Below are 11,844 nucleotides of genomic sequence, written 5' to 3' on the forward strand. Positions count from 1 at the left end.
GTACCAGACCGTTGTCGAGAGGCAGTTTTGAATCTCACGCGAATCTTTCCTAATTCGCGTCAACGAGAACACCCTTGCGGAGACAGGAGTCATTCAACACAAAACCAGCGGTAATGGCGGCCCCTGATCGAATCGACTCACTGCGGGATCTTTTCCGCGAACGGCTGCAAGAATTGGCGCAGCACGCCTTCTGGGTACAGAACGAACGAAAATTCACGGTTCTTGATAAGCGTATTGGCCGTGATCTGCGTCTGCAAATCGTCACGCTTCCGCTGATAGTCCGCCAGAATTCGCGCCGTCTCACGTCCCAGGTCCGTCCGAATTTCCTGCAAACGCCGATGTTGTTCGCGCGTCAGTTTTCCGTGCAACAGATGCGACTCACGAAGTGTACGGGCGGAATTCAGGAGTTGAGTCTTCTCCGCCATGAGCGCGGACGTTGTCGGCGATGACTCGAGATGACGATCGGGGTTGTAGTGCAGATCGCGAATCCGATGCTGCACATCCCGAAGCTGCGATTCGTTCGTGTCAAACGGCCCGCCCAAGGGCAGGTAGAGCGTCGCTGAAACGGTCATGAATCGCGGTGCCTGCAGTCCGAAAAAACGCTCGCAGATTCGATCCGTCATTTCGTCGTACTTACCGCCGCCGATGCCATGCACAAAAATATCGGCCAGACAGACACGCGCAAACAACGTCGTCGTAAGCGCCCGGGTTCGAATGCGAATTCCCTGCGCCTTTAGTCCGTTCAGCACGCCGACCGCGGCATCCAGCGCCCCATCCTCCGTCAGCGGAAGTTTTGCAAAAACGGTCTGCTCATCTCGCAACTCCAACTGGTCGCCCTTACGGCGGGCAAACAGGCGACCGCGTTGCAGGTCACCGCGTCGCCAGACCCAGAAGGGGGCTTCAAGCCAGTCCCCATCGACATCGAGATTGGGGACCGGCTGCGTGCGGCTGCGAATTCGATGAGCTCGGCGGTAGTCCGCCACGGTCTGATTGTAGATCGCATGAAGCTCTGGAAGCCGCGCGATCAAATGTGCGAAGAACCAGTGGAACGATCGCATTTCGCAAACCTGGGACATCGGAAGTTCCAGATTGCGAAGGCCCCACGCCCGCTCGACATGCGCCCGTAGCGCCGTGAACGCATCACATAGCCTGGACGACACCTCAAGCTGCCTGACCGCCGCATCCCACGCTGACCCGGCGAGAGGTTCAAAGTGCCATGCGGACTGGACTTGCTGGCGAAGCGTCGGACCGAACTTCCGAAATTGTTCCACATCGCGAACGTGCACTTCTTCCCACGGCTGCGTCGGACGCGGGGTATCGAATAAGACCCGTTCAATGCGAAGTTGATCGCGTGAACCCACAGGAACCCGGACGCTACTTCCATTCATCGTGTCGTTGTCGATCACGAGGTTGATCGCGGCCGAATGGCAGTTGTGCGCGAACCCGGCGAGGGCAAAATTCTTGGCCCACACCCCCACATGGAATAGCTCGGGTTGATGTCCGCCGACAACCAGCGACGTGACGCACGACGCGGGAATCTCGGTCTGCAGCAAAGATGAAGTGTATGACCGAGCCGCATCCAGCGCCTCGCGACGGGCCTCGTCACGGAGTTCGACGAGCGTGCGGCCGTTGAGCGCGCACGATGACCCGGCAAACAGGGCACGGTTTTCGGCAATCAGCCTTGGTGCGGCAGTCAGCTCGGGAATGGCCAGCAGCGAACGGTCTTCGCGCGGTACCCGAATTCGTCGTGGGGTGATGTCATCTGGCATGCATCGACATTACCCGAAACTCGTTCCATTACCAGTGAGGGAAGGCCGTCACGGCGCAAATTCACAGGCAAGAACGTTGACACCGCAACCCGTCCCTGTTCAACGGAAAACTCGACGAGCCACGTTGACGGGGGACAGCAGCACAAACGGATGTTGTCTATCAATCAAAACTGAAGTTCCAGCTCAACACCACGGAGAGACAAGCCCCGCGAGATCCTACTGCCACTGACAATGAGAGTTGGCAATAAAGACTCGACAGGACTCCACAACCCGACACCGTGGTCCTGCAAAAACAAGGGAACGAAATCCCCTTGTTTTGGAATCAGTCGATCGAAAGCAACAGCCCGTATTGCTGAACCACGGCAAACCGTGTGACCAGTCGGACGAGTTCCGTCAACGAGCGAACTTCGAGCTTCTTCATCAGCGAAGCACGACGCATTTCGACGGCCCGCTCGGTGATGCCCAGCCGCGTTGCCAGCACCTTGTTTGGCAAGCAGTCCATCAACAGATCGAGAACTTCTCGATCTTTGACAGTCAGCTTGGAAACGCGGTGTTCAATTGCGGCCCAGAACATCCGTCGTCGCTGAAGCTCCTGCTCGGATTCATGCACAAGCAGTGACGCCGGTGAGGCGCTCTCCTGTGCAGAAAATCCGACTCGTGCCAATTGGTTGAGAACGAAACCACGAGTGGTTGCGTCGCCACCAATGACATGGAGCGAAGGTTGACGGGATGTCGTTTGGACCGGTTCGGTGATGTATTCGTTAAGTGCGATCATGATGGATCGACTGATAAGCAACCCGCGTTCCAAATCTCCTTTGACCACGTTTCAGCAATGCAAGGATTGCAACCGCATGACGTAAGTGCGCGCAAAACCCTTATTTTTATGGGCTAAATCGAAATCTGACGCAATACGCGCCCATGCCCAAGTTTGTAGCAAGCGTGCTCAAACTTCGTTAACGTGTCCAAGGCGCGAAGTCAATCGTGGCATTTAAGCTGAAATGAATGGCACCTGAAATGTGCCATTCACGCGACGTTCATCTCAGCCACCGACAAGTGCGGGATAATTCCCGACATCGCAAAGGCGCGCCGCAATTCGGCGACGGACTTCGATCAAGTTGAGCGGGGTCCACGTCAAAAGGCGCCGCGATAGTTCCAGCGATCGCTGCAGTTCCTCACCGTCCGTACAGGCCGCCAAGACCGTCGCAGCACGTTGCTCCAAACGCGACACGCTGTCATTCATCAGCGCCAAAGTGAGATCCGTCATCGTACCGGCCGAGCGGCCTTTGCTGAGCGCCTTACGCGTCCGAAGCAAGGCGCTTTCATCCAGGTAGATTTCCATGACCATATCGCTGATCGCGGCGACGACTTCCTGTTGTTCCGCGAACTTGTCGCCGAACTTCTTCACCGCAATTCCCGTCAACAACAGACTGAGTTGCTTCGCACCCCTCAAAACGGATTCCACTTTTTGCAGCGGTTCTGCATCGGTCGCGGCCGGTACAAATTTCTCCGGTGCCGTCGGAATTGGGAACCGACCTTTCTGAGCCCGTCGCAGCAGTGTGCTGGTGATGAACAAACGATTGATCTCGTTCGTCCCTTCAAAGATGCGATTGATACGCGCGTCGCGGCTGGCGCGTGCTGGCGTGAACTCTTCGGTGAAGCCGTAGCCGCCGTGGATCTGCAGAGCTTCGTCCGTCACGTAATAAAGTGCTTCACTGCAGGTCACCTTGATGATCGAGCATTCGACCGCCATCTCTTCCATGCCGCGTGGGAACGGAGGATTTGTCAAGTCCATCGTTTCGCCCGTCGCCATCACCGCGTCAATGTTAGCCGCCGTCCGATAAGCCGCGCTGTCGACCGCAAAGATCCGGGCGGCCATATCTCCCAGCTTCTGCTGGATCAGCCCGAAAGAGGCCAGCGGCCGACCAAACTGATGACGTTCCATCGCATACTTGGTCGCGGTTCGCAACATGTCAGCCGAACCACCAACGGCACCGGCCCCCAGGCTGTAACGACCGAAATTCAAAATATTGAAGGCGATATAGGCGCCCTTGCCGACGCCACCAATCACGTTCTCAACAGGCACTTCCGCGTTTTCGAGAATCACGCGTCGCGTCGACGACGTCTTGATTCCCAGCTTGTGTTCTTCCTTGCCGAACGACACCCCGGGAAACGTTCGTTCCACCAGGAACGCCGTGACATGCTCGCCATCCACTTTCGCAAAGACGGTAAAGACGTCGGCCCAACCGGCATTCGTGATCCACATCTTCGTGCCATTCAGCAGATAGTGCTTGCCATCGGCCGAAAGAGTCGCCTTGGTCTTCATCCCCAATGCGTCAGAACCTGATCCGGTTTCGCTCAAGCAATAGGCGGCCATCAGTTCGCCCGTCGCCAGGCGAGGCAGGTACTTTTGCTTCTGAGCAGCAGTCCCGAAATAGGTTGTCGGCATCGAGCCAATCCCGGTGTGCGCGCCGCATGTGACACCGAATCCGCCCAGACGCGACAGTTGCTGCGCCACTCCGGTGGAGGCGATCTTGCCTAGCCCCAGACCGCCGTATTCTTCCGGCACTTCGAGGGCGTGAAGCCCCAATTCGCCAATCTGCTTGAACAGCTTGACGGCCAACCCCGGTTCCTGGTGTTCGAGCGCTTCTAACCGCGTGAAAACTTCCTTGTCCATGAACTTCTCCGCACTGTCCATGATCTGACGCTCTTCCGTCGACAGATCTTCCGGCGTGAACACCAGTGAGGGATCGGTTTCGGTGAGCAGGAAATGTCCGCCGGTCAGATGGGATGGCAGTGGCTTCATGATCGAGCACTTTCTCTCTGAAGATTGTCGAGAAGGGTGATTGCGATGGGATCGCGTGATGCAATGCAACGTACAAGCGATACGCTACGGCGTTAAAGTCCAAGTCGTTCCGTCAAAATTTCCGCGACATCGAGCACACGCGCCGAACTCTCGTTGGCGGCAACTCCGTCGGTCAGCATGGTCAGGCAAAACGGGCAGCCAACCGCGACGGTGGTGGCACCGGTCGCCAGGGCTTCTCCCGCGCGAGCAGTTGAGACACGCTGCTGTGGCGGTTCTTCCATCCACATGCGGCCCCCACCTGCACCACAGCACGAGGTTTTCTCGCGGCAACGCGTCATCTCTCGAACCCCTTGTTCGCCCGCGCGTCCCGCAAGTGATTGATTCAAGACGTCGCGCGGCGCCTCGTGGATTCCGTTGACACGGGCAAGATAACAAGGATCGTGATACGTCAGCGGACCAGAAAGGCTCGCCGGTATCTCACCCTCAATCTTGAGGCGTCCGTCACTTAGTAGTTGCGACAAAAACTGCGTATGGTGCAAAACTTCGTACTCACCGCCGAACTGGACGTAATCTTTGAGCAACGCATTCACACAATGCGGACAGTGCGCGATGATCCGACGTACCTTGTATTTGGCCAGCGTCGCTATGTTCGCTTCGGCGAGTTCCTGAAAGAGGAACTCGTCACCCAGCCGCCGAGCGGAATCGCCCGTGCATTTCTCTTCTTTGCCGAGGATGGCAAAGTTAACTCCCGCGGCATTCAACAACTTCACCGTCGCCCGCGCGACGCGCTGGGCTCGGCGATCGTATGATGCGGCGCACCCGATCCAATACAGGATCTCGAAGTCGGGATTCTGCTTGACGGTCGGTGCGACCGGCTTGGATTCGCTCTGCTGTTCTTCGGTCATTCGTTCACTCAATTCGGGGGCGGGGACGTCGATTCAGGCACCCAATTTGCGCGTTCGCTCTGAGGAAATCCCCACGGATTGGCGCTCGATTGCATCCGCCGCAGAGCCGTTGCCGCCGTGCCGCTCAAACCACCTTCGCTGGTCAGATGGCGGCGCATATCGAGAATCAGCGTAAGCTGATCAATTCGCACCGGGCACACGAACACGCAGGCGCTGCACGCCGTACAAGACCAAAGCGTTTCCGGCTTGATCACATCGTGCGGACTTAACGGAGTATCAGGCGTAGCATCAGCGAGATGCTCCATCACACCCTTCAGGTCCTGGATAACGCGTTTGGGCGACAGGGGCTTCTGCGTCGCAAACGCCGGACAAACATCCTCACACCGCCCGCACTCCATGCAGGCATCCAGGCTGACAAGCTGTTGCGAGGTCAAATGTCGGATATCGCTCACACCGATTCGACCATCGCGTTCGGCTTCTTCGAGCGTAATCGGCTTGAGTTGCCCCAGCACCGTTTTCGACAGGAACAAATTGATCGGACCGGCGATCAGGTGAAACAACCGTGTAAACGGGATCGCCGCAATGAATCCGAAAACGAGCAGGGCATGCACCCACCAGACCGTCAGATGTGCGGCACGCGCCTGACCTTCGGTCCACCCACGAAATGCAGATGAAAGCCACAGACCGACAGGCGAACACTGCGCGCCGATGCCGGTCGGCTGCTGCCAGACGATTCGCAAGGCTTCGACGAAGTACCCCGTGATGCCAATCGCGAGAAACAGAATCAGCACCAGCCAATCTGTTCCGCGATGCCCGACACTTGGCGGCTTCCACAGCCGTCGCGCGAAAAACAGCGACGTGCCAACGATGAAGAGCAGCCCGAACAGGTCCAGCGTCAGTTCATAAATGATGTAATATAAACCATGATGGAACCCAAGATTCTTCGAAACCATTTCCGCCAAATGATTGATCTCGAGCAACGTTGTTCCCAGGAACAACATCATGAATCCGGCAAACATCAATCCGTGCGCCCAACTCGGCAATCCCCGGCCTCGCACGCGTTGCTGCCCCAATCCATCGACCAATAGCCGACGGAGTCCAGGGCCGATCTTGGTCGCGATTTGCGACACGGTTCCGGTGGCAAGTTGCTTCAGCGAAATCGACTGCCCTTGCCGCCACAGACGGAAACGACGCCAGATGCCGTAACCAAAGACCGCCATCGACGCGACCGCGACGACGTAGAACACCACCTGTGACGACGTCGAGATATTCCCGAATGTTTCGCGCGTGGGCGTCATTTCTGCCCCAGCTTCCCGATGAGTTCCGGTACCACCTGATAGACGTCCGCGACCAATCCGTAGTCGGCAATTTCAAAAATCGGCGCGTCCGAATCCTGATTCACGGCCACGATGACTTTCGAATCTTTCATCCCCGCCAGATGCTGAATGGCTCCCGAGATCCCCAGTCCGATATACAGGTCCGGCGCCACGACCTTTCCCGTTTGTCCGATTTGCAGCGTGTTCGAAGTGATGCCCGAATCAACAAGCGCTCGCGATGATCCCACCGCCGCCCCCAGCTTGTCGGCCAGACCACCAACCAGACGTTCAAAGTCTTCCGAATTCTTGAGTGCTCGCCCCCCCGAAACGACGATCCGTGCTTCCGTCGCATCCGGACGTCCCGAGGGCTTCTCTTCACGCGAAACAAACGTGGTCAGGCCTGACTGCGAACTGGAATCCACGCTGACATCGATGACTGGCGACGCGGCATCCACCTTGGTCGGCACGGAAAACGCCGAAGAACGAACGGTCAACACTTTCAGCGGGCCGTCCAGCTTGACGGTCGCGATGACATTCCCTGCAAACATGACTCGTTCGAATGTAAAGTCGTCACCGTCTGGCGTGACCGAAACCACATCACCAAGCATCCCGGCATCAACCAGCGCCGCAGCGCGTGGAAGAACGTCTTTGCTGAAGGTCGACGCGGCGGCCGCGACCATTGTCGCACCGCGGTCCTTGACGACCTTGGAGATGACCTGTGCGTATTGATCGGCCACCGGATTCAGCAGTGACGAGTGATCGGCTTTCAAGACAACCGCTGCACCATACGGTGCCAGCGAACTGACCACGTCGGCAACTTGCTCGCCAAGCACCAGAATCTCGAACGCTCCCCCCGTCGCCTGACAGACTTGCTGGGCGCAGCAGACCGCTGCCAGCGTCGCCAGCTTCAGGTGACCGCGATCGTGTTCCGCGACAATCAAAATCTTGGTTGAACTGAGCGGGTTCGTCATCTAGATCACTCGTGCCTCTTCGCGAAGTTTTTGCAGCAACTCGTCCACCGACTTCACGCGCACACCCGCCTTACGCTGCGGAGCCATTCGCAGCGAGAGCACACGAGTACGCGAAGTGGCATCGACGCCCAGATCCGCTGTCGTCATTTCTTCCAGCGGCTTTTTCTTGGCCTTCATGATCCCCAGTGCGGTGACATATCGAGGTTCGTTTAACCTCAGATCGGCCGTAATGACGGCAGGCAACTGCACCGACACGGTTTCCAAACCGGCATCCGTTTCACGGCAGCAGACAACCTGCTTCGCGTCTTTGGGCAGTTCCAGCTTGGAAATGAATGTCGCCTGTCCGATTCCTAACAACGCGGCCAGCATTTGCCCTGCCTGATTCGCATCGTCATCAATCGCCTGTTTGCCCATCAGCACCAGATTCGGTTGTTCGCGACGATAGACGGCAGCCAGGATCTTGGCGACCGCCAGCGAGTCGAGCGACGCGTCGTGGCGTACCAACAACGCACGATCGGCACCCATCGCCATTCCCGCGCGAAGCTGTTCCTGACACTCTTCCGTGCCGATGCTGACGGCCACAATTTCAACGTCGCCCAAGCCCTCGCGCAGCCGAATCGCTTCTTCGAGCGCAATCGCGTCGAAGGGATTGATCGAATATTTCACGCCGTCCGTTTCGATTCCCGATCCGGCCGCGTTCACGCGAATCTTCGTGTCATAGTCAGGGACACGCTTTAAAGGTACGAGAATCTTCAAGAAACCAGTCCCCCTTCGACAATGAAAAACGTCGCATTGCCCGTCACCAGTAGCTTGCCATCAGGCCGCCGAATCTCGCCGTTCACGACGGCGGTTCGCCTGCCCGCATGAACCACTTTCGCCGTGGCGATCACTTGTTCGCCCAATCGCGCCGTCGCGGTCATACTCAAATTGAGCTGGATCGTCAAAACCTCGGCATCTTTGGGTGCCGCACGGTGCGCCGCATATCCCATCACCGTATCGAGCAATGTGGCGAAAACACCACCATGAACAAGCCCTCCCGGTCGCAGATGGATTTCTTCAACAGTCATTTCCATCCGCGACATGCCTTCGACGAACGTCACAGTCGGCAAGTGCAGCGTATTGGCAAACTGATTCACTTTCCAAGGATGGTCATCGGCAGAAGGATGTTGATCAAGAGACGAGGTCATTCAGACGAACCCTGGTAGAGTGCTTCGAGATTCTTTTGATAGCGACGAAACACGGCCGTTCGTCGGATTTTTTGGGTGACGGTCAATTCATCCGCATCAATACTGAGCGGACGGTTCAAAACGATAATTTTCTTGACACGCTCGACCTGACTGACAACCTTCAGCACAGTATCGACACGTTTCTGGAACCACGCGATCAGTTTCGCGTCGATGACAACATCGCCCTCGTTCGTGAAAACGCCGCCAGACTCTTTCACGGCTTCGTCAATCTTCTCGAACTTGGGGACGATGATCGCGCAAACATACGGGCGCGCATCGCCAAATACCAGAGCTTGTTCAATGAATGGGTCGCTGATCATCAGTGCTTCAAGTGCCGACGGCGCAATATTTTTCCCGCCGGACGTCACGATCAAATCCTTCTTGCGTCCCGTGATCGACAGGAAGCCCTCTGAATCAATCGCTCCCAGGTCACCGGTATACAGCCAACCGTCTTGAATCGCTTCCGCAGTCGCCTTCGGATCATGCCAGTACCCCAGCATGACGTGCGGCCCGCGCGTCAGAACCTCGCCATCGTCGGCAATCTTGATCTCAACACCCGAAATCGGCCGCCCGACAGTCCCGATCTTCCAACTGTCTTTCAGGTTGAACGAGATAATCGGCGAGGACTCTGTAAGACCATATCCTTCCAGCACGATCACACCGGCCTCACGCAAATCCGTCGCAACGTGTGAGGGAAGGGGTGCTCCACCCGACGAGATATGAATCAGCCGATGCCCGAACATCTTGCGGGCTTCGCCCACCCGTGCCGACTCGGGGAACGACACCAGATGCGCCCAGGCCTTCTCAAGCAATCTTGGCACGCTGGTGAAATACGTCGGTTGAATTTCACGAATGTCGTCCATCACGGTCGCCGACGAAGTTGCCAGCGCCATCGTGACACCCATTCGTGTCGTCGAATAGTCGTCGACCAATCGCGCGAACACGTGACTGAATGGCAGCCAGTTCAGCCACACGCGAGTACAATCAAACCCGTACGCCTCGGCTCCGGCCTTCGAATTTGTCACCAGATTTCCCTGCGACAACATCACGCCCTTCGGGCGGTTCGTCGTGCCACTCGTATAAATCACGGTGGCGACATCGTCTGCGGTGATCGCGGCTTCGCGAGCGGCGATCTCCTTTCGGCCCGCATCGCCTGCGCGAACGCCCGATTGCCGGATGGCGTCGAACGTATAGGTCGTCAGTTGATCCGATGGCGTCGCTGCACACCGATCGAAAATGACGGCAAATCGCAAATCAGGCAACTGCGATTTGACGGACAAGACCTTCTCCAATTGAGCGACGGAGCTTAGCACGACGCCGCATGCACCGCTGTGTTCCAATTGAAACTGGATCTGAGCGGGTGTCGATGGCGCATGAATCGGCACGTCGAATGCGCCTGTCGACAGAATCGCGTGGTCTGCAACCAGCCATTCCCATCGGTTTTCGGAAAGCAGTGCGATCCGATCCCCCGGCTTCACCCCCAATTCCATCAAGCCAGCCGCGACTTCGTCGGCCTGACGCCGGTAGTCATTCCAGGAAATGTGTCGCCACATTCCATCGACTTTGAATCGCAACGCGGGCAGGGGGCCCAATTTCGCGCACGCCGCGCGATGCATGGCACACAGGCTTGGGAAATCAGGCTTGGACATGAAGCGCCCCATCGAGAGTGAATCGCGAGCAAAACTCAATTGCAGCTTTCGAAAATCGTCGCGGCACCCTGGCCTTGACCAATACATAGCGACGCCAGACCGTAGCGCACGCCTTCATCACGCATCCGGTAAAGCAGCGTGGTTGCAATGCGAGTCCCGCTCGCTCCCAGCGGATGACCAATCGCAATCGCTCCGCCGCGTGTGTTCACCCGACTTTCATCGATTCCCAGCAGTTTCAATACAGATAGAACCTGAACGGCAAATGCTTCATTGATTTCGATGGCACCGATGTCCTCCAGCTTAAGTCCGGCACGCTTCAATGCTTTGTGAATCGCGGGGACCGGCCCAATCCCCATCTCGCCGGGCTCGACGCCGGCAATCGCCATGGCCTTGACCCGCGCCAGCGGACGGAATCCCAGCTCCTTCGCACGCGATTCCGACATCATCAGCACGGCCGAAGCCCCGACGCTCAGCGGAGAACTGTTACCCGCGGTCACCGAGCCACCAGCCGGATTGAACGCCGGCGACAACCGCGACAATGCTTCGATCGTCGAATCGGCGCGGAAACACTGATCTTTGGCGATCGGTCGTTTTCGCCCTTCGGGATTACGCCCCATCGAAGGCACGATCTCACTGTCGAACTTGCCCGCCGCGTAGGACGCGGCCGTGTTCTGATGGCTACGCAGTGCGAACTCATCCTGCCGCTGGCGGTTGATTCGATACTTCATCGACAGGTATTCGGCCGTCAGACCCATGTACATGATGCCCGAACTATTCATCCGAAACATCGACGGAGCCGGATTGTAATCCTTAGTCATCGGTACGTGGTGCATGTGCTCCACACCACCGGCGAACTGGATGTCTTCACATCCCGCCATGATGCTCATCGCAGCGTTGTTTAGTGCGCACAAGCTTGACGCACAGTTTCGATTGATCGTCTCGCCGCCAACCTCAACCGGCAACCCGGCGATGAGCACGGCGTTTCGCGCGATATCAACTCCCTGTTCGCCCTGTTGCTGCACGCAGCCCCACTTGACGTCTTCGATCAATCGCGGTTCGATCCCCGTTCGATTGATGAGTGCCGTCATCAATGAGGCCGACAAGTCGTCCGCACGGACGTCACGAAAGAAACCATCTTCGGGCGATGCCTTGGCAATCGGCGTGCGGACAGCGTCCACAATCACAGCAGAATTCACGTGGACCTC

General features: G+C 57.4%; 10 protein-coding genes. All 10 read right to left on the bottom strand.

What is annotated here, in order from left to right; all coding sequences use genetic code 11:
• Nucleotides 1-137 precede the first annotated feature (137 nt).
• On the bottom strand, nt 138-1,769 hold the full coding sequence (locus OSO_RS0113845) for a hypothetical protein (protein ID WP_010583873.1): 1,632 nt from the start codon (nt 1,767-1,769) through the stop codon (nt 138-140).
• Nucleotides 1,770-2,091: 322 nt separating this feature from the next.
• Nucleotides 2,092-2,544: a LuxR C-terminal-related transcriptional regulator gene (locus tag OSO_RS47950; protein WP_083842906.1), complete on the bottom strand. Its 453-nt coding sequence runs from the start codon at nt 2,542-2,544 to the stop codon at nt 2,092-2,094.
• 264 nt (nt 2,545-2,808) lie between these two features.
• Nucleotides 2,809-4,572 (bottom strand): acyl-CoA dehydrogenase FadE, encoded by a 1,764-nt coding sequence (locus tag OSO_RS0113855; RefSeq protein WP_010583875.1) that lies wholly within the window; start codon nt 4,570-4,572, stop codon nt 2,809-2,811.
• Between the two features lie 92 nt (nt 4,573-4,664).
• Nucleotides 4,665-5,477, bottom strand: a complete 813-nt coding sequence (locus OSO_RS0113860) for a (Fe-S)-binding protein (RefSeq protein ID WP_010583876.1) — start codon at nt 5,475-5,477, stop codon at nt 4,665-4,667.
• A gap of 8 nt (nt 5,478-5,485) precedes the next feature.
• Nucleotides 5,486-6,775, bottom strand: a complete 1,290-nt coding sequence (locus tag OSO_RS0113865) for a 4Fe-4S dicluster domain-containing protein (protein ID WP_010583877.1) — start codon at nt 6,773-6,775, stop codon at nt 5,486-5,488.
• A complete protein-coding gene (locus OSO_RS0113870; protein WP_010583878.1) occupies nt 6,772-7,764 on the bottom strand; it encodes an electron transfer flavoprotein subunit alpha/FixB family protein in 993 nt (330 codons plus the stop codon). Before OSO_RS0113870 ends, OSO_RS0113865 begins: the two co-directional genes overlap by 4 nt.
• Nucleotides 7,765-8,520: an electron transfer flavoprotein subunit beta/FixA family protein gene (locus OSO_RS0113875; protein ID WP_010583879.1), complete on the bottom strand. Its 756-nt coding sequence runs from the start codon at nt 8,518-8,520 to the stop codon at nt 7,765-7,767.
• The gene (locus tag OSO_RS43455) at nt 8,517-8,951 is read right to left on the bottom strand and encodes a PaaI family thioesterase (protein WP_010583880.1); all 435 of its coding nucleotides are present in this window, start codon (nt 8,949-8,951) and stop codon (nt 8,517-8,519) included. The genes OSO_RS0113875 and OSO_RS43455 overlap by 4 nt, the downstream gene beginning before the upstream one ends.
• A complete protein-coding gene (locus tag OSO_RS0113885; protein ID WP_010583881.1) occupies nt 8,948-10,639 on the bottom strand; it encodes an AMP-dependent synthetase/ligase in 1,692 nt (563 codons plus the stop codon). The genes OSO_RS43455 and OSO_RS0113885 overlap by 4 nt, the downstream gene beginning before the upstream one ends.
• Before the next feature lie 35 nt (nt 10,640-10,674).
• The gene (locus OSO_RS0113890) at nt 10,675-11,835 is read right to left on the bottom strand and encodes a thiolase family protein (RefSeq protein ID WP_029246991.1); all 1,161 of its coding nucleotides are present in this window, start codon (nt 11,833-11,835) and stop codon (nt 10,675-10,677) included.
• Nucleotides 11,836-11,844: the final 9 nt, after the last annotated feature.

Origin of the sequence: Schlesneria paludicola DSM 18645, from assembly GCF_000255655.1 — a bacterium.
Taxonomy (GTDB): Bacteria; Planctomycetota; Planctomycetia; order Planctomycetales; family Planctomycetaceae; genus Schlesneria; species Schlesneria paludicola.